We start from the raw sequence: 18,181 nt of genomic DNA, 5'->3' as shown, positions 1-18,181 counted from the left end.
TTCTTCATGTCCAACTCCTTGTCATGGTGGATTGGACGCTAAAGTTACGTGCTACTCAAGATGGGGTGAACGTCGCCACGTCCAGGCCGGCCCGGCTGTCCGCACTGGCGTCGCGCAGGCCCTGATCGCGTAGCCAATTGGCGCGAACATCACTGGCAGTCACCCCGATGCGGTAGGCACGCAACTCGTCCACGCTGCGGGCGCGGATGTCGCTACGGCTTTGCAGGGCGTACATCGCGTACTGCACGGTCAGCAGCTTGCCGATCCAGTGAAACTGCGGCTCGCGCTCCGGCGTACGCGCCATCGAATAGATAAGCACATTGGGCAGGCTGCCCGCCATCATGTAGGCCCTGGCCCACGGGTAAACCTGCTGGCTGTAATGCAGGCCTGCCCGTCGCATCAGTTGCTGCACAAACTGCGGCGCCTCGCCCTGCAGCTGGCCTTGCCACAAGTAGTGCAAGGGCCGGGCGTCTTCGGTGACCACCACCATGGCCGGCAGGTTGCCGGCGCGGGCAGGTAACACCAGCAACGCCAGCCACCCTACAACTCGCCACATGCATTTCATCGGCACAAACCCCTGACTAACAGAAGTTCATTATTGAATTACTGCCGATTTTCTTGCCAGTTGATTTCAACTCAGTCGGCCAGCGCCTGTGCCAGGTCGGCCAGAATGTCGTCGATGTCTTCGATACCGATGGACAGGCGCAGCTGACCTTCGCGAATGCCCAGCGCCGCCTTCTGTGCCGGCGGCATGCCGCCATGCGACATGGTGTAGCTATGGTTGACCAGCGACTCTACCCCGCCCAGCGACTCGGCCAGCATGAACAGCTGCAGGCGGCTGGCCACGCGGCTGGCGGCTTCGCGGCAGTTATCTTTCAGGTAGATGGTGACGATGCCGCCGAAGCGGCGCATCTGGCGGCGGGCCAGCGCGTGGCCGGGGTGCTCCGGCAGGCCGGGAAAGAACACTTTCTCGATCGCCGGGTGCTGCTGCAGGTAGGCCGCCACCCGCTCGGCGTTATCGCAATGGCGATCCATGCGTAGTGCCAGCGTCTTGATGCCGCGCAGGGTAAGGAAACAGTCCTGCGGGCCGGGTACCGCGCCGGCAGCGTTCTGGATGAACTTGATGGCCTTGAACAGCGCCTCGTCGTTCACCGCCACCAGGCCCAGCAGCACATCGGAGTGGCCGCCCAGGTATTTGGTGGCCGAGTGCACCACGATGTCGGCGCCCTGCTGCAGCGGGTTCTGCAGGTACGGCGTGGCAAAGGTATTGTCCACCGCCACCTTGGCGCCGTGGGCGTGGGCAATGGCCGACAGCGCCGCCACATCCACCAGGTTCAGCAGCGGGTTGGTTGGCGTTTCCAGCCATACCAGCCGGGTTTGCGGGCCGATAGCCGCGCTGAGGTTGGCCGCATCGCTGAGGTCGGCAAACGTCACCTTGATGCCCAAGGGCTGCATCACTTTATCGAGGATGCGGTAGGCGCCACCGTACAGGTCGGCCACCGCAATCACTTCGTCGCCCGGCTGCAGCGTGGCGCGCAGTACCGCATCGATGGCTGCCATGCCGCTGGCGAAAGCCAGGCCGTGGCGGGCGTCTTCCAGCGCCGCCAGGTTGGCCTCCAGCGCAGCCCGCGTCGGCGTGCCGGTGCGGGCGTAGGCAAAGTCCAGCTGCTCGCCCACCGCGTCGTGCGCGAAGGCGGAGGTCTGGTAGATCGGCGGCATCACCGCGCGGTTGTGCTGGTGGTAATCAAACCCGGCGTGAACGGCTTTGGTGGCGAATTTCATCGTACGGCTCCCCTTGCGGCCAACCCGGCCGCTAGCGTTGGTAGGCTTTGGCAAAGTGCTGCTCGACGTGTTTCTGCACACGCTCGAACACGGCGCTAAGCACCCAGTAGATGGCCGCCGCCATCAGGTACAGCGGCAGCGGCTGGAAGGTCTGCGCGATCATGTCCTTGGTGGCCATCATCAGCTCGGACACGGTAATCACCGACACCAGCGAGGTGTCCTTGATCAGCGAGATCAGGCTGTTGGCCAGGCTGGGCACCGCCAGCCGCACGCCTTGCGGCGCGATGATGTGGCGCATGCTCTGCCACCAGCTCAGGCCCAGCGACTGCGCCGCGTCCCACTGCCCTTTATCGACGCCGGCGATGGCACCGCGCAGGCTTTCCGACAGATAGGCCGCCACGTTCAGCGTCAGCGCCAGCACGCCGGCGGTAACCGGCTCGAACTCGATGCCCACCGACGGCAAACCGTAATAGATAACGAAGATCTGCACCAGCAGCGGCGTACCGCGCATGGCGCTGACGTAAAACGCGGCCAACGGTGCCAGCAGCGGTACCTTGGCTAGGCGCACCAACGCCACGGCAAAGCCCAGCGCCAGGCCCAGCACCATGGCGCTGACGGCAAAAAACAGGGTGAGGCCAGTGCCTTTCAGCAGCACCGGCAGCGCGTCTTGCGCCAGGGTCAACCATTCCATCTGCACTCTCCAAAGCACAAACGCCCCTGCACACGGCAGGGGCGTGACAATCAAGCTGGCGGATTATCGCGCAGCCGGTGCTTTCGATACATCAATACCGAACCATTTCACCGAAATTTTCTTGAAGGTACCGTCTTTGTGCAGGGCGTTCAGCGCATTGTCGATGGCCGCCTTGAACTTGGGGTTACCTTTGGCAAACGGAATACCCATCTGGGTGGTACCGCCTACCGGGGCGCCGGCTTTCAGCGGCAGCTTGGCTTCTTTCAGGGCAAACGGGATCAGCAGGCTGTCGTTGATGGCAGCATCAACACGGCCTTGCGCCAGATCCTGGAAGATTTCGGCGGCAGACGGGTAGAACTTGGCTTCGATACCGCCCTGCGCCTTCACCATCTCGGCGTAGTTGCTGCCCTGGGTCACGCCCATCTTCTTGCCGGCCAGATCAGCCAGGCCCTTGAAGGCGCGGGTTTCGTTCTTGCGCACGATCAGCTGGGCGCTGGAGATGGTGTACGGCTGCGAGAAGTCGAATACTTCTTTGCGCTTGTCGGTAATCGACACCTGGTTCAGCACCACATCGAACTTGCCGCCTTGCAGGCCGGCCAACAGACCGCTCCATTCGCCGGTAGTGAACTCCGGCTTCACTTTCAGCTTTTGCGCCAGCGCGGTGGCCAGCTCGACTTCAAAACCGGTCAGCTTCTGCTCTTTGTCCTTGAAGTTGAACGGCGGGTAGGTGCCTTCCAGTGCGATTTTCAGCGTGCCGCGCTGTTGCACGGTCTCCAGCAGATCGGCGGCATAAACGTTGGCCGCGAAGCCCAGCAGCGACAGGGTGATGAGGGTCTTTTTCATGTTCGTTTATTCCTGATGGCTATTGATTACGCAATCAATACAATGAAAAGAACTATAACAAAGCCGACTGTTTTACTCCAGCTTTCGCTTGGAACAAAAACCGCTAAGCAAATGAAAAACCGGCCCCAAAGGGCCGGCTGGATCGGAAGGCGCTTAGACGTTGAACAGGAAGTTCAGTACGTCACCATCCTGCACCACGTATTCCTTGCCTTCGGCACGCATCTTGCCGGCTTCCTTGGCCTTGGCTTCGCCACCCAGGCTGATGAAGTCGTCAAAGGCGATGGTCTGGGCACGGATGAAGCCGCGCTCGAAGTCGGTGTGGATCACGCCGGCCGCTTGCGGGGCGGTGTCGCCAACGCGGATGGTCCAGGCACGCACTTCCTTCACGCCAGCGGTGAAGTAGGTTTGCAGGCCCAGCAGCTTGTAGCCGGTGCGGATCAGGCGGTCCAGACCCGGCTCTTCCAGGCCCATTTCGGCCAGGAACTCGGCCTTGTCGGCATCGTCCAGGTCGGCGATTTCGCTTTCGATAGCGGCGCACAGGGCCACTACCGGCGCGCCTTCAGCAGCCGCCAGCGCGGTGAGCTTGTCCAGGTGCGGGTTGTTCTGGAAGCCGTCTTCGGCCACGTTGGCCACGTACATCGCCGGCTTGATGGTCAGCAGGCACAGCGGCTTCAGCAGGGCTTTTTCTTCGTCGTCCAGCTTGAAGCTGCGCAGCGGCTTGCCTTCGTTCAGGTGCGGCAGCAGTTTTTCCAGTACCGCTACCAGCTTTTGCGCGTCCTTGTCGCCAGACTTGGCTTTCTTGCCGTCGCGGGCGATGGCTTTTTCTACCGAGGCCAGGTCGGCCAGCGCCAGTTCGGTACCGATGGTTTCGATATCGGAAATCGGGTCTACCTTGCCGGCAACGTGCACGATGTTGTCGTCGTCGAAGCAGCGCACCACGTTCACGATGGCGTCGGTTTCGCGGATGTTGGCCAGGAACTTGTTACCCAGGCCTTCGCCCTTGGAGGCGCCCGCTACCAGGCCGGCGATGTCGACGAACTCGACGATGGCGGGCTGGATTTTCTGCGGGTTGATGATGGCGGCCAGCTGTTGCAGGCGCGGGTCCGGCACTTCCACGATGCCCACGTTCGGCTCGATGGTGCAGAACGGGTAGTTGGCCGCTTCAATGCCGGCCTTGGTCAGGGCGTTGAACAGGGTGGACTTGCCAACGTTGGGCAGGCCGACAATACCGCATTTCAGACTCATGGTGATTCCTCGAAATATCCGGCCTGCCACGCTGGGCAGGCATACACCGCGTGATTGTACCACCCGGTGCCGTGTTCTTTGCTTATCAGGCGCTTGCGGCCAACCCTGCTGCTTATTTGGCGGCGGTGTGCAGCGTTTTCATGGCCACGGCCATGTCGCCGGCGATGGCTTGCGGCATCACCTGCATGGCTTTGGCAATAGCGTCATCGATGGCTTGCTGCTCTTCGGCGCGCGCTTTTTTCAGCACGAAGTTGGCCACTTCGTTGCGGTCGCCGGGGTGGCCGATACCGATGCGCAGGCGCCAGAAATTGGGCGAGCCCAGCTTGGCGATGATGTCTTTCAGACCGTTATGGCCGCCGTGGCCGCCGCCCTGCTTGAAGCGGGCCGCGCCGGGGGGCAGGTCCAGCTCGTCGTGCACCACCAGGATTTCTTCCGGCGCAATCTTGTAGAAGCGCGCCAGCGCCCCCACGGCCTGGCCGGACAGGTTCATGTAGGTCATCGGCTTGAGCAGCCACAGGTCGCCGCCGGGCAGTACCGCGCGCGACACGTCGCCGCTGTATTTGCCTTCGGCGCGTAGCGGGGCCTTGTGCTGCCAGGCCAGCTCGTCCACCAGCCAAAAGCCGGCGTTGTGACGGGTTTTTTCGTATTCGGCACCGGGGTTGCCCAGGCCGACTACCAGACGGATGGCGGTCATCTGCTGCATTCCATGAAAAAGGCCCGCTGCAGGTTTAACCGCAACGAGCCCAGTACCGTTACCGCCAGGCGGCACGGCGCAATCTTTTACACGCGAGCGAAGTCGATGTGCAGAACCAGTTGCTTGAACGGGTGCATCTGGAAGTCAGCGATTTTTACTTGCTCTTTCTGGCCGTCGATAACCAGATCCAGTACTTCGTTGTGGAACGCTTCGTTCTTCAGCGCGTAGTACATGGTGTTGTGATCCAGGGTGATGGATACGGCTTCTTTACCAGCGCCGTATACCACAGCCGGGGTTTGACCAGCGTTACGCAGGCGGCGGCTCGCACCAGTACCTTCTTGTACACGCTTGGAGGCGATAACTTCGATTGCCATGTTTGATACTCCAGTGAGCTTTTCAGCTTAAGTTAAATTGTCAGCCCGCCGCGACCAGCGGGCTGAACGTTACGGCAGGCAAGCGCCCGACGAAACCAGATCCTCGTTGAAGAGGTAGGACACCGATTCTTCGTTGTTGATGCGACGCAGGGTTTCCGCGATCAGGCCGCCAATCGAAACCACGCGGATGCGCGGGCATTGCTTGGCCTGGGCCGACAGCGGAATGGTGTCGGTAATCACCACTTCGTCGATGTCCGAATTGTTGATGCGATCCACGGCCTGTCCGGAGAACACGGCGTGGGAAGCGTAAGCCAGTACGCGCTCGGCGCCACGCTCTTTCAGCGCAGAAGCGGCCTTGCACAGGGTATTGGCGGTGTCGATCATGTCGTCGATGATCAGGCAGGTACGACCCTGAACTTCACCGATGATGTTCATCACTTCGGCGACGTTAGCCTTCGGACGACGTTTGTCGATGATGGCCAGATCGGTATTCAGCGCCTTGGCAACGGCACGGGCACGCACTACGCCGCCTACGTCCGGGCTCACCACGATCAGGTCGTCGATGCGCTGGGCACGGATGTCCTTCAGCAGTACCGGGGTGGCGTACACGTTGTCCACCGGCATGTCGAAGAAACCCTGGATCTGGTCGGCGTGCAGGTCGACGGTGAGCACACGGTCGATACCGGCGCTGGTCAGCATGTTGGCAACCAGCTTGGCGGTGATGGGTACACGGGCGGAACGCGGACGACGGTCCTGACGGGCGTAGCCGAAGTACGGAATCGCCGCGGTAATACGACCGGCAGAAGCACGCTTGAGCGCGTCGGCCATGGTCAGGATTTCCATCAGGTTGTCGTTGGTTGGGGCACAGGTGGGTTGCAGGATGAAAACATCGCGACCGCGTACGTTTTCCAGCAATTCCACTGCCACTTCACCATCACTGAACTTGCCCACATCGGCGCGGCCGAGGGAAATATCGAGGTGTTTCACCACGTTTTGTGCAAGTTCCGGGTTCGCTGTCCCGGTGAAGACCATCAAACTATCGTATGCCGCCATAACTGGAATGCCTTAGGATCGGTAGATAAAGAAAAAGCGTGTAAGTCATCTTACACGCTCTTTTTCTCACTTCACTCTGGAAGCTTGGCTGAGGAGGAAGGATTCGAACCTTCGCATGCCGGAATCAAAATCCGGTGCCTTAACCAACTTGGCGACTCCCCAGTATCCTTGCTAATCCCCGCCTGAGACCGGATGCTCCGCTAACCCCTTAGCAACATACACAGCCATTTCACCAGACAAGGACTGGAATACCTGATTTGCTTGATCTTCGTTTGCCAGCTCCAGAAACACGCATGCTCCCGAACCTGTCATCAGCGGCGAACCGTATTCACTCAAACGATTCAGAACCTGTTTTACCGCTGGATATTTTTCTGTGACTACCGCTTGCAGATCGTTTTGTTTCTGCGTCGCGCCAGACAGGCTTCGCATTATGGAGAAGCGAACCTCCCCTGTCAACAACTTTTGTGAAAATTCTTGGAATACCGGCCCGGTCGCCACGTGAACAGGTGGCTTGCATACCACATACCACGCTTCCGGCAGCGTCAGCGGCGTCAGCCCCTCACCGATACCGGTAGCGCGGGCGTTCTGGCCGAAGATGAATACCGGCACGTCGGCACCCAGCTTTACCCCCAGCTGCATCAGCGCCTGACGGTCCAGCCCGCAACCCCATAACTGGTTCAGCGCCAGCAGCACGGTGGCCGCATCGGACGAGCCGCCGCCCAGGCCGCCACCCATCGGAATGCGCTTGTGCACACGCAGCGTGGCGCCTTGCGTACACCCAGTTGCTTGCTGCAGCAAGCGGGCGGCGCGCACGGTGAGATCGTTGTCGGCCGGCACGTCCGGCATCGGGTTCAGCAGTTCGATGACGCCATCGTCGCGCACAGCGATATCGATGCTGTCGCACAGATCGATAAAGCGGAAGTCGGTATCCAATAAATGGTAGCCGTCGTCGCGCTTGCCGGTGATCAACAGAGTCAGGTTCAGTTTGGCCGGAGCCGGGAAGGTGTGGAAGATCGGTGCTTGCATGATGTTCAGGGTTGCGGTTCGGTTTGCCACTGCCAGCGCGAGAACACCAGGCGGATGCTCATGCCTTCGCGTTCCAGCTCCAGCCGGCGCGGCAGGCGGGTATCGGCGTCCTGGGTATTGCGGATCAGCCAGCCTTGCTGTTGCAGGCGGCCATCGTCGGCGTAGCTGGCGGGCCAGCCGGGGGCGGCGTGCCCGCGCGCCCACCAGGCCAGATTGGACAGCGGCAGCGGCCAACCCAGCGTGGCCTCGGTCAGCGTTTCCACGTCGGCGGCGTACTGCTCTTTGCCGTTGGCCTTCAGCGTCACGCCGTGGCGATCGCGGCTAAGGCTGGCTACGGTATTGCCGATCGGCGTTTTCACGTCCAGCTGGTCGCGCTCGGGCGCGTGCTGCCAGTCAAAGCTGGCCACTTCGCCCTTGCCCTGATAATTGACGGCCAGGCGGCCGCCGGTTTCAAACGCTTGGTCCTGTACGCTGGCTGCCGGCGTCGCCAGCGGGGCATTCAGTTCGGGGGTGCTGGCACAACCGGCCAGCAGCAGGCCGGCCAGTAGCCAGCCAAAGTAAGGCTTCATGGTTTCAGTCGGTTAAGGGTTTCGGTCAGTACCGGGTGATCCGGGTCTTGCTGGCGGGCCTTGTCCCACACGGCGCGGGCTTCGTCCTTGCGCCCCAGGCTCCACAACACCTCGCCCAGATGGGCGGCCACTTCCGGGTCGGCCATGCGGGCGTGGGCATCCTGCAGGTATTTCAGCGCCTGCTGGGCGTGGCCCTGGCGGTACAACACCCAGCCCAGGCTATCGAGGAACATGGCGCTATCGGGCTCGGCCTTCAGCGCCTGCTCGATATAGCCTTGCGCTTCTTTCAGGTTGCGGCCCTGATTGGCCAGTACGTAGCCGAGGGCGTTCAGGGTCTGGGCGTCGTCCGGACGGTTTTTCAGGATGGCACGCAGATCCTGCTCGGCTTCCGCCGGGCGTTGCAAGCCGTCCAGCAGCAGCGCGCGTTCATACAGCAGATCGGCCTGCTGCGGCATGGCCTTCAGCGCCTGGTCCATCAGCTCGACGGCACGCTGCGGCTGGCCGGCGTCCTTGGCAATACGCGACTGGGCCAGGCTGATGCGTACCGTCTGCTGCGGGTCGGCGGCCAACGGCGCCAGGCTGTCGATGGCTTGCTGCCACAAACCTGCCGCTGCCTGCAGCTGCGCCAGGCGCACCTTGGCAGGCAGCAGGTTATCGCCCGCGTCTACCTGTGCGTACCAGGTTTGCGCTTCCTGCGGCTGTTTGCGCTCTTCTGCCAGTTGGGCCAGCACGAAGCGCAGTTCGTTCGGGTCGTTGAAACCGTTGGCCAGCGCCGCCTGCAGATACTGCCTGGCCGGCTCCAGCTTGCCGTTCTGGAACGCCAGCAGGCCGGCCAGATGCAGCAGTGCCGGTTGCTTGGGGAAGCGTTGCAGCAAGGTCTGCGCGTAGGCATCGGCTTCGGTGTAGCGCTTCTCGCCCGCCAGCAGACGGATATAGTTCATGCCCAGCTCGACGCTGGCCTGCGGCCGGCGCGCCAGCTCGGCTTTCAGGAACTCGGTCGCCAGTGTCGGGCTCTGGCGGCGCAGGCGCTCCAGCTGCCACATGACCGGCAGGTCCCACTGCGGGGCAATCTGCGCCAGGCGGGCCAGCTCGGCATCGACAGCGTCCTGCTTGCCGGCCTCGGCCGCCGCCGCCAGATGGGCAAAGCGGGCTTCCGGCAAATCGGGGTAGCGTGCGGCCAACTCGCTCACCAGCTGCTCGGTGCCGGCTTTGTCGCTCTGGCGGGCAGCCAGCCGCGCCAGCTGGACGAAGATGGCGGCAGCGCGCTTGGGCTGCTGCTGCAGCATGGTTTCCAGCAAACCGCGGCTTTCGGCCAGTTTGCCGCTGCGCAACAGGGTGATGAAGAACTGCTCGCGCGCCACTTCATCTGCCGGGTCCAGCTCCAGCCACAGGCTCAGTGCCGCACTGGCGGTGTTGATCTGGCCAGCGAACAAGGCAAATTCCGATGCACGGCGCGCCAGACGCGGGTCGCGGGTAGTACGCGCCAGCGACAGGTAGGTTTCGGCAGCCTGGGCCACGTTACCGCGCTGTGCGGCCAACTCCGAGATCACCACGCCGTACAACCACTCCGGTTTCAGCTGCAGCTTGGGGACGGCCGGATTGTCGGCGTCGGCCACGACCTTCGGCTCGTCGTCCTGCTCCGGCGCGGCGGCGACCGGCTGGCTGGCAACCGGAGCTGTCACCACCGGCGGCGTGGTCGAGGCGCAGGCAGCCAATGCCAGCGGGGCGAGTACTGCGGCAAATCTGAAAAGTGCATTCATGCTAGGCCCAGACTTCGATACAGGCAGGTAGAATACCATGCCATCCAGTGAATTCATGCAGCGCGCAAGGACAGTCCCATGCCGGAATTGCCAGAAGTCGAAACCACCCGCCGCGGCGTCAGCCCGCAGCTAGAAGGCGCCACCGTGCGCGGCGTGCTGCTGCGTCAGCCCAGCCTGCGCTGGCCGGTGCCGCCCGAGCTGCCCTCCCTGCTGGCCGGACGCACGGTACGCGGCGTTAGCCGCCGCGCCAAATACCTGCTGGTGGATTTCGACCACGGCACGCTGATCGTGCACCTGGGCATGTCCGGCAGCCTGCGCTTTGTGCCGCCGGGCACCCTGCCCGACAAGCACGACCACATAGACATCGAACTGGGTGAAACGGTTCTGCGCTATCGCGACCCGCGCCGTTTCGGCGCTATGCTGTGGCAGCAGGGGCCGGCCGAGGCGCACCCGCTGCTGGCGAACCTGGGGCCGGAGCCGCTGTCGGACGCCTTCGACGGCAGCGTGCTGTTCGAGGCAACCCGCCGCCGCGGCAGCGCCATCAAGCTCAGCATCATGGACAACCATGTCGTGGTGGGCGTCGGCAACATCTACGCCAACGAATCGCTGTTCTACGCCGGCATTCACCCGGCGCGCGAGTCGCGCCAGCTTGGCCGAGCCGACTGCGACCGGCTGGCCACCGAGATCAAGCGCGTGCTGGCACGTGCCATCGAGGCCGGCGGCAGCAGCCTGCGCGACTTTACCGACGCCAAGGGCAAGCCCGGCTACTTCCAGCAAAGCTATAAAGTGTATGGCCGCGCCGGCCTGACCTGTCATGATTGCGGCGCGCTGATCGCCGAACTTCGCCAGGGCCAGCGCAGCAGCTGCTTCTGCCCGCATTGCCAACCCCTGTGAGACCCGACCGTTCCGTGCACCACACTACCGCCCTACCCGTTCGCGCGCTGCGCCTGGCACGCCTTGGCCTGCACCTGCTGCGCGGCGTACTGACCGTTGCCACCGTTTACCCGCGCCTGGCCCAGGCCGAGCGCGCCGTCATCACCCAGCGCTGGTCGCGCCAGTTGCTGCACATCCTGGCGATCAAGGTAAAGGTGTGCGGCAACCCGCCCGGTGTGTACCCGCCCAATACGCTGGTGGTGGCCAACCATGTGTCGTGGCTGGACATCTTTGCGTTGAACAGCGTTACCGTGTCGCGCTTCGTGGCCAAGAAAGAGCTGCGCGACTGGCCGGTAGCCGGCTTTCTGGTAAAGAACGCCGGCACGCTGTTTATCGACCGCGCTAACCGCCGCGACGCCAGCCGCGTCAACCAGCAGCTGGCGCAGGCGCTGCACGACGGCGGCTGCATGGCGGTGTTCCCCGAAGCCACCACCTCGGATGGCCGCGGCCTGCTGCCGTTCAAGGCGTCGCTGTTCGAAGCGGCACGGCTGGCCTGCGCCAACGTGCAGCCGGTGGCCATCCGCTTTACCACCCCCGGTGGCCAGTTCTGCGAGGCGGCGGCCTACGCCGGCGACACCACTTTCTGGCAGAGCATCTGCCAGATCCTGCGCACCCGCGCCATGGTGGTGGAAGTGCATTACACCGCCGCCATCACCCAGGCCGAGTGCGCCAGCCAGACCCGCTTCCTGCTGTCCGATACCTCGCGTCGCCGCATTGCCGACGCGCTGCAATTGCCGGCCGACGCCTGACAACACGCCTTTTCATGCCACACGGGTCGCCATTGGGGATTTCCGCAATGCGGAAATACCCAATTCAGCGCCCCGCGCCGGGCAGGCATGATCGCCTCTGATAGCACGGTACGCACAGCGTGCCGTTACAACACATAGAGAGGTCGATATGTCGGGTAAGCCGTTCTACAAATCGCTGTACTTCCAGGTGATCGTCGCCATCATCCTGGGCGTGATGCTGGGCCACTTCATGCCGGAGCTGGGCGCCAAGCTCAAGCCGCTGGGTGATGGTTTCATCAAGCTGGTGAAAATGATGATCGCGCCGATCATCTTCTGCACCATCGTGGTCGGCATTGCCGGCATGGAAGACATGAAAAAGGTTGGCCGCGTCGGCGGCAAGGCCCTGCTGTACTTTGAAGTGGTAACCACCGTCGCCCTGGCCATCGGCCTGCTGGTGGTGAACTTCGTTCAACCGGGTGCCGGCATGAACGTCGACCCCGCCACGCTGGATACCGGCGCCATTGCCAAGTACACCGAAAAGGCTGCCGGCCAGAGCACGGTAGACTTCATCCTGCACATCATCCCGCAAAGTGCAGTGGGTGCCTTTGCCGAAGGCGAGATCCTTCAAGTACTGCTGTTCTCGGTCCTGTTCGGTGCCGGCCTGTCGCTGATGGGCGAGCAAGGCAAACCGGTACTGGGCTTCTTCGAAAAAGTGTCGCACGTGCTGTTCGCGATGATCGGCTTCATCATGAAGCTGGCGCCGATCGGTGCCTTTGGCGCCATGGCGTTCACCATCGGTAAATACGGTGTCGGCAGCCTGGTACAGCTGGCATCGCTGATGGGCACTTTCTACCTGACCTGCGTGCTGTTCGTGGGCCTGGTACTGGGCAGCATCGCCCGCTTCTACGGCTTTAGCGTGTGGAAGCTGATCAAGTACATCAAGGAAGAACTGCTGATCGTGCTGGGCACCTCGTCGTCCGAATCTGCCCTGCCGCGCCTGATGACCAAGCTGGAGCAGCTGGGTTGCGCCAAGCCGGTAGTCGGCCTGGTGGTTCCGACCGGTTACTCGTTCAACCTGGACGGCACCTCGATCTACCTGACCATGGCGGCCATCTTCATCGCCCAGGCCTGCAATATCGACCTGACGCTGACGCAAGAGCTGACTATCCTGGGCGTGCTGCTGCTCACCTCCAAAGGTGCGGCTGGCGTGACCGGCTCCGGCTTCATCACCCTGGCCGCCACGCTGGCAGTAGTACCGGAAATCCCGGTAGCCGGCCTGGCACTGATCCTGGGTATCGACCGCTTCATGTCCGAAGCCCGTGCCATCACCAACCTGATCGGCAACGCGGTGGCCACCGTGGTGGTAGCCAAGTGGGAAGACTCGCTGGACACCGAACAGATGGCGCGCGAGCTGGCCAACCCGACGCCGATCAACCACGGTGCCCCGGTTGAAGCCCCGCACCTGGCACGCGAAGTGTCCAAAGAGCTGAGCTAAGCCAAGGGCAGCATACTGTCAGTAACAAGCCCCGGTGCGGACACCGGGGCTTTTTGCGTCTTGCGCTATACCATGCGCTGTATCAAAGGTTGGCCGCAGCCTGCGGCCAACCCTAGCGGGTGATCTCGCGGTAAGCCTGGCACGGCAGCGAAAACACGGCGCGGTCTTCCAGCCGCACCGCGGTGAGGCTGCCACCCCACAGGCAACCGCTGTCGATGGCCAGCACGTCGTCCTCCAAGTGCAGGCCCAGCGCCGACCAGTGGCCGCACACAATCGGCGTATCCACGCTGCGGCGGGCAGCGGCCTCAAACCACGGCAACAGGTGCGGCGGTGCGCCATCCAGCTCGCCCTTGTACGACAGGTCCAGCTCGCCGTCCTGGTTGATGAAACGCATGCGCGTCATGGCGTTCACGATCAGCCGCAGGCGGTCCATGCCCTTCAGGTCGTCTTGCCAGCGCAGCGGCTTGTTGCCGTACAGCTTGCCCAGAAACTGGCGGTGGTGCTTGCCGGACAGCTCGTCCTCCACCTCCTCGGCCAGGCGCAGCGCCTTCTTGATGCTCCACTCCGGCAACAGGCCGGCGTGCACCATGGCGTAGCCCTGCTCGTAGATCATCAGTGGCTGGCAGCGCAGCCAGTCCAGCAGCACCTTGCTGTCGGCGGCGTCCAGAATGGGCTGGATGGTGTCGTCGCTGTGCACCTTGCCGTAGCCCTCGGACACCGCCAGCAGGTGCAGATCGTGGTTGCCCAGTACCGTCTGCACGCTGTCCTGGTGCTCGAACACCCAGCGCAGCACCTGCAGCGACTCGGGGCCGCGGTTGACCAGGTCGCCGGTGAGCCACAGCGTGTCGCGGCCCGGGTTGAAATCAATCTGGCGCAACAGCGCCATAAAGGGCGTAAAGCAGCCCTGCAAATCGCCAATCGCGTAAGTGGCCATGTATTTTCCTTGCTGATTGCGGCCGGGTTGGCCATAGCGCATGCCGCAGCCCCGATGATAATGGATGTGCCGCCAGCCGTGGCCGCTGCGCGGGCCCTGCCCTGCGCTACAATGCCCGCTATCGATGAAGGATTGACGACAGCCCATGTCCCTGCTGCAACTGAACCCCCCGCAACGCGACGCCATCAAGTACGTGGACGGCCCGCTGCTGGTGCTGGCCGGCGCCGGCTCCGGCAAAACGCGCGTGATTACCCAGAAGATCTGCCACCTGATCCGCGAGTGCGGCTACGAGGCCCGGCACATCGCCGCCATCACCTTTACCAACAAGGCGGCGCGCGAAATGCTGGAGCGGGTGGGCAAGCTGATGGACAGCCGCGAGCTGAAGGGCATTACCGTGTCCACCTTCCACTCGCTGGGCATGCACATCCTGCGCCAGGAGGCGCCGCACCTGGGCTACAAGACGCAGTTTTCCATCCTGGACAGCTACGACGCCGCCAAGATCATCTCCGACATCCTGAAAAGCACGCACAAGGACGAGGTGCGCAAGGTGCAAAGCCGCATCTCGCTGTGGAAGAACGAGCTGATGGACGCCGACGCAGCGCTGGTGGCCGCCGATAACGAGTTCGACCGCATCTGCGCCACCACCTACAGCGCCTACCAGGCCACGCTGATGGCCTACCAGGCGCTGGACTTCGACGACCTGATCCGCCTGCCGGTAGGGCTGTTCCAGACTCACCCCGAGGTGCTGATCAAGTGGCAGGGCCGCCTGCGCTACCTGCTGATCGACGAATACCAGGACACCAACACTTGCCAGTACCGGCTGGTGAAACTGCTGGCCGGCGTACGCGGCCTGTTTACCGCAGTGGGCGACGACGACCAGAGCATCTACGCCTGGCGCGGCGCCAATATGGAAAACCTGCGCCTGCTGCAACACGACTTTCCGGCGCTGAAAATCGTGAAGCTGGAGCAAAACTACCGTTCCACCGCGCGTATCCTGCGTGCGGCCAACTCGGTGATCTCCAACAACCCCAAGCTGTTCGAAAAGCAGCTGTGGAGCGAGCTGGGGCTGGGCGAACCCATCCACGCCGTGATGTGCAAGGACGAAGACCACGAGGCCGAAATCGTGGTGCAGCGCCTGCTGGCGCACAAATTCGAGTACCACACCAGCTTCAAGGATTACGCCATCCTGTACCGCGGCAATTATCAGTCGCGCGTGTTCGAGACCGCGCTGCGCAACCAGCGCATTCCGTACCAGATGGCCGGCGGGCAAAGCTTTTTCGACAAGCCGGAAATCAAGGACGTGCTGGCCTACCTGCGCCTGATCGCCAACCCCGACGACGACCCGGCCTTCATCCGTGCGCTCACCACGCCCAAACGCGGCGTCGGCGCCACCACGCTGGAAAAACTGGGCGCCAGCGCCGCGCTGTTCGACAAGAGCCTGTTTGCCAGCGCCAGCGAGCCGGGCTTTCGCGTACAGGTGCAGGATGCGCAGCTCAAGCCGCTGGAAGACTTCTGCCGCTTCATCACCAGCCTGCAATACCGCGCCACGCGCGAACCCGCCGGCGAGCTGGTGATGGACATGCTGAAGGTGATCGGTTTCGAAGCCTGGCTGTACGACAGCGAGGACAGCCCCAAGGCGGCGGAAAGCAAATGGAAGAACGTGTTCGAACTGGTGGCCTGGCTGCAGCGCAAGGGCGAGGCCGACAGCAAGAACCTGATCGAACTGACCCAGACCATCGCGCTGATCACCATGCTGGAAGGCCGCGACGAAGGCGAGGTGGACGCGGTACACATGTCCACGCTGCATGCGTCAAAGGGCCTGGAGTACCCGCACGTGTTCCTGGTGGGCTGCGAGGAAGGCATCTTGCCGCACAGCGAATCGGTAGATAACGGCATGGTGGAAGAGGAACGCCGCCTGATGTACGTGGGCATTACCCGCGCCCAGCGCAGCCTCACCCTCACCTACTGCGTGAAACGGCGCCGTGCCGGCGAATGGCTGTTCGTGGAGCCGTCGCGCTTCATCAGCGAGATCAGCGGCGACGACGTGCGCCACTTCGGCCGCAAGGGCGGCGAACCCATCGTCAGCAAAACCGAAGGCAAGAGCCGGCTGGCCAACCTGAGCGCCATGCTGGGCAGCAAGGTGCAGAAAACCGACGACAAAGGCGGCTGAAGCCACCGCTAGCCGCGTAACGCTTTACAGCAACAAGCCCGCTGCCACACTCTCTTTGTTATCGAAATTGAATAACGATAACAAAGGAAAACATGGATCTTACCGCCACCACCGCCGTCATCGGCGCCGGCCTGTTTGCCGGCATGCTGCTCTGTTTCGAAGCCGGCCATCGACTGGGCCAGCGCCGGCTGGCCAGTGGCGGCGCCGAACCCGGCAAGGGCGCCGGCGCCGCCGAAGCCGCCGTATTCGGCCTGATGGGCTTGCTGATCGCGTTTACCTTTTCTGGCGCCGCCGAGCGCTTTGAGGCACGCCGTCACCTGGTCACCCAAGAGGTCAACGCCATCGGCACCGCCTGGCTGCGGCTGGACCTGCTGCCCCCCGCCAGCCAGCCGGCACTGCGCGAGCAGTTCCGCCACTATACCGCGCTGCGTAGCACCGCCTACCAGCACGGCAGCGACCTCGCCAGCCAGCAGCAACAGCTGGCTGCGGCCAACCAGTTGCAGGGGCAGATCTGGCAGGCAGCACTGACCGCCAGCCAGCAAGCCGGCGCTGCACCACAAGCCGCCATGCTACTGCTGCCGGCACTGAACGACATGTTCGACATCACCACCACCCGCGCCATGGCCACGCAAAACCACCCGCCAGCCGTAGTCTTCATCCTGCTGGCGGTGCTGATTCTGGTGGGGGCGCTACTGGTGGGCTTTGACATGGCCGGCAACGGCGAACGCAGCTGGCTGCACATCATCGTGTTCGCCACCATCATGGCGCTGGCGGTATTCGTGATTGTCGATCTGGAATACCCGCGCCAGGGGCTGATCCGCGTCAACGACGCCGACCAAGCCATGAAAGCGCTGCTGGCCGGCATGCACTAGGGTCTGTTATCACGATTTGTTGCTGCCGCGCAGGCTTACGTATGGCAGGCCAAGGTTGGCCGCAGCCAGACCACAGCCACATGCCGCACCGTAGCCGGCAGCAAAAGAAAAACCCCTGCCAAAAAGCAGGGGTTTTTCATGGCCAGCCCGCCAAGCGGGCGGCAAATTACTTGGCAGCGCCGGTCAGGTACTGGACGGCAGCTTTGAACTCGGCATCGGAACCGGTGTAGCCACCTTTGGCCGGCATGGCGTTCAGGCCTTTGGTGGCCGAGGCCAGCAGAGCGTCTTCGCCTTTGCTCAGACGCGGGGCCCAGGCAGTCTTGTCGCCAAACTTCGGCGCACCGGCAGCACCGCTACCGTGACAGGCCACACACACGCCTTCGTACACTTTCTTGCCCACGGTGGCCGGGTCCAGATCGGCACCGGCTGCTGCAGCACCACCTACCGGCGGTTCGGTGAACTTGCCACCAGCAGCGTTACCCATGTAGGCAACCGCACGTTTGACTTCGTCGTCGGTCAGGTCGGCAGCACCACCTTTGGCCGGCATGGCGTTAAAGCCTTGCAGCGCGTGCAGGGTGAGGGTGTCCCAGCCTTTGGCGATACGGGCGCCCCAGGCACCAGCGTCACCAAACTTCGGAGAGCCGGCCAGGCCGGCGCCGTGACAGGTGATACAGATACCTTCGTAAACCTGTTTGCCGGTTTTCATGCCCGGCGGTGCATCGCTGGCCTTGGCTTCACCAACCGGCTTCAGACGGGCAGCCACGGCTTCCTTGGTCATCACTTCCGCATTGACATCAAAGCCGCCGGTGGCCAATTTGGCCAGCAGATAAACTGCTATTACCAACAGCACGACAACGCCCAACAGGACCGTAATGATCTTGCCTGGGGCTTTGGTTTCGTTGCTCATTCCTGCCTCACCTGAATTAATAATGACAATCCGAAGAATAGGGAAATTATACGGCAAAGCCTTGCCGCGGCAAAATGTCGCTTCGATAATGTTTGCGCCAGCGCA

Annotated in this window: 18 protein-coding genes and 1 tRNA gene; 5 read left to right on the top strand and 14 right to left on the bottom strand. The window is 62.8% G+C overall.

Annotated features, from left to right (window positions below; all coding sequences use genetic code 11):
* Positions 1–55: 55 nt before the first annotated feature.
* The 12 genes from FLQ03_RS04700 to FLQ03_RS04645 form a co-directional block, all read right to left on the bottom strand.
* Positions 56–556, bottom strand: coding sequence for a substrate-binding periplasmic protein (locus tag FLQ03_RS04700; RefSeq protein WP_170252309.1), 501 nt, complete (start codon positions 554–556; stop codon positions 56–58).
* 80 nt (positions 557–636) lie between these two features.
* The gene (locus FLQ03_RS04695; RefSeq protein ID WP_144373329.1) at positions 637–1,782 is read right to left on the bottom strand and encodes a cystathionine gamma-synthase; all 1,146 of its coding nucleotides are present in this window, start codon (positions 1,780–1,782) and stop codon (positions 637–639) included.
* A 31-nt stretch (positions 1,783–1,813) separates the two neighbouring features.
* Positions 1,814–2,473, bottom strand: a complete 660-nt coding sequence (locus FLQ03_RS04690) for an amino acid ABC transporter permease (RefSeq protein ID WP_144373328.1) — start codon at positions 2,471–2,473, stop codon at positions 1,814–1,816.
* Positions 2,474–2,536: 63 nt separating this feature from the next.
* The gene (locus FLQ03_RS04685; protein WP_144373327.1) at positions 2,537–3,316 is read right to left on the bottom strand and encodes a transporter substrate-binding domain-containing protein; all 780 of its coding nucleotides are present in this window, start codon (positions 3,314–3,316) and stop codon (positions 2,537–2,539) included.
* A gap of 153 nt (positions 3,317–3,469) precedes the next feature.
* Positions 3,470–4,561: a redox-regulated ATPase YchF gene (gene ychF / locus FLQ03_RS04680; protein WP_144373326.1), complete on the bottom strand. Its 1,092-nt coding sequence runs from the start codon at positions 4,559–4,561 to the stop codon at positions 3,470–3,472.
* Positions 4,562–4,673: 112 nt separating this feature from the next.
* The gene (gene pth / locus FLQ03_RS04675) at positions 4,674–5,255 is read right to left on the bottom strand and encodes an aminoacyl-tRNA hydrolase (RefSeq protein WP_144373325.1); all 582 of its coding nucleotides are present in this window, start codon (positions 5,253–5,255) and stop codon (positions 4,674–4,676) included.
* 86 nt (positions 5,256–5,341) lie between these two features.
* Positions 5,342–5,629, bottom strand: a complete 288-nt coding sequence (gene rplY, locus FLQ03_RS04670; protein WP_144373324.1) for a 50S ribosomal protein L25 — start codon at positions 5,627–5,629, stop codon at positions 5,342–5,344.
* A 69-nt stretch (positions 5,630–5,698) separates the two neighbouring features.
* The gene (locus FLQ03_RS04665; protein ID WP_144373323.1) at positions 5,699–6,682 is read right to left on the bottom strand and encodes a ribose-phosphate pyrophosphokinase; all 984 of its coding nucleotides are present in this window, start codon (positions 6,680–6,682) and stop codon (positions 5,699–5,701) included.
* A gap of 85 nt (positions 6,683–6,767) precedes the next feature.
* Positions 6,768–6,844 (bottom strand) — tRNA-Gln (locus tag FLQ03_RS04660).
* Between the two features lie 9 nt (positions 6,845–6,853).
* The gene (ispE, locus tag FLQ03_RS04655; protein ID WP_144373322.1) at positions 6,854–7,708 is read right to left on the bottom strand and encodes a 4-(cytidine 5'-diphospho)-2-C-methyl-D-erythritol kinase; all 855 of its coding nucleotides are present in this window, start codon (positions 7,706–7,708) and stop codon (positions 6,854–6,856) included.
* Between the two features lie 5 nt (positions 7,709–7,713).
* Positions 7,714–8,277, bottom strand: coding sequence for a lipoprotein insertase outer membrane protein LolB (lolB, locus tag FLQ03_RS04650; protein ID WP_144373321.1), 564 nt, complete (start codon positions 8,275–8,277; stop codon positions 7,714–7,716).
* Positions 8,274–10,037: a tetratricopeptide repeat protein gene (locus tag FLQ03_RS04645; RefSeq protein WP_144373320.1), complete on the bottom strand. Its 1,764-nt coding sequence runs from the start codon at positions 10,035–10,037 to the stop codon at positions 8,274–8,276. Before FLQ03_RS04645 ends, lolB begins: the two co-directional genes overlap by 4 nt.
* Positions 10,038–10,115: 78 nt before the next feature.
* Between FLQ03_RS04645 and mutM the strand changes: the two genes are divergently transcribed.
* The 3 genes from mutM to FLQ03_RS04630 all read left to right on the top strand — a co-directional run bounded on the left by mutM (position 10,116) and on the right by FLQ03_RS04630 (position 13,193).
* Positions 10,116–10,931, top strand: a complete 816-nt coding sequence (gene mutM / locus FLQ03_RS04640) for a bifunctional DNA-formamidopyrimidine glycosylase/DNA-(apurinic or apyrimidinic site) lyase (protein WP_144373319.1) — start codon at positions 10,116–10,118, stop codon at positions 10,929–10,931.
* A 14-nt stretch (positions 10,932–10,945) separates the two neighbouring features.
* Positions 10,946–11,719: a lysophospholipid acyltransferase family protein gene (locus FLQ03_RS04635; protein WP_144373318.1), complete on the top strand. Its 774-nt coding sequence runs from the start codon at positions 10,946–10,948 to the stop codon at positions 11,717–11,719.
* 148 nt (positions 11,720–11,867) lie between these two features.
* Positions 11,868–13,193 carry a dicarboxylate/amino acid:cation symporter gene (locus tag FLQ03_RS04630; RefSeq protein ID WP_144373317.1) on the top strand — a complete coding sequence of 442 codons (1,326 nt, stop codon included), beginning with the start codon at positions 11,868–11,870 and terminating at the stop codon, positions 13,191–13,193.
* 112 nt (positions 13,194–13,305) lie between these two features.
* On the opposite strand, the gene FLQ03_RS04625 is transcribed toward FLQ03_RS04630, so the two are convergent.
* Positions 13,306–14,127, bottom strand: coding sequence for a symmetrical bis(5'-nucleosyl)-tetraphosphatase (locus FLQ03_RS04625; RefSeq protein ID WP_144373316.1), 822 nt, complete (start codon positions 14,125–14,127; stop codon positions 13,306–13,308).
* Positions 14,128–14,272: 145 nt separating this feature from the next.
* On the opposite strand from FLQ03_RS04625, the gene FLQ03_RS04620 reads away from it, so the two are divergent.
* Positions 14,273–16,297: a UvrD-helicase domain-containing protein gene (locus FLQ03_RS04620; protein WP_144373315.1), complete on the top strand. Its 2,025-nt coding sequence runs from the start codon at positions 14,273–14,275 to the stop codon at positions 16,295–16,297.
* A gap of 92 nt (positions 16,298–16,389) precedes the next feature.
* A complete protein-coding gene (locus FLQ03_RS04615) occupies positions 16,390–17,169 on the top strand; it encodes a bestrophin-like domain (protein ID WP_144373314.1) in 780 nt (259 codons plus the stop codon).
* 166 nt (positions 17,170–17,335) lie between these two features.
* Here FLQ03_RS04615 and FLQ03_RS04610 read toward each other — a convergent pair whose 3' ends face one another.
* On the bottom strand, positions 17,336–18,076 hold the full coding sequence (locus FLQ03_RS04610) for a c-type cytochrome (RefSeq protein ID WP_144373313.1): 741 nt from the start codon (positions 18,074–18,076) through the stop codon (positions 17,336–17,338).
* Between the last annotated feature and the right edge of the window lie 105 nt (positions 18,077–18,181).

The sequence above is a fragment of the Vogesella urethralis genome (genome assembly GCF_007644045.2).
Lineage (GTDB): Bacteria > Pseudomonadota > Gammaproteobacteria > Burkholderiales > Chromobacteriaceae > Vogesella > Vogesella urethralis.
The sequence above is the reverse complement of the archived record's forward strand: the minus strand, read 5'-3'. Positions and strand labels throughout refer to the sequence as shown.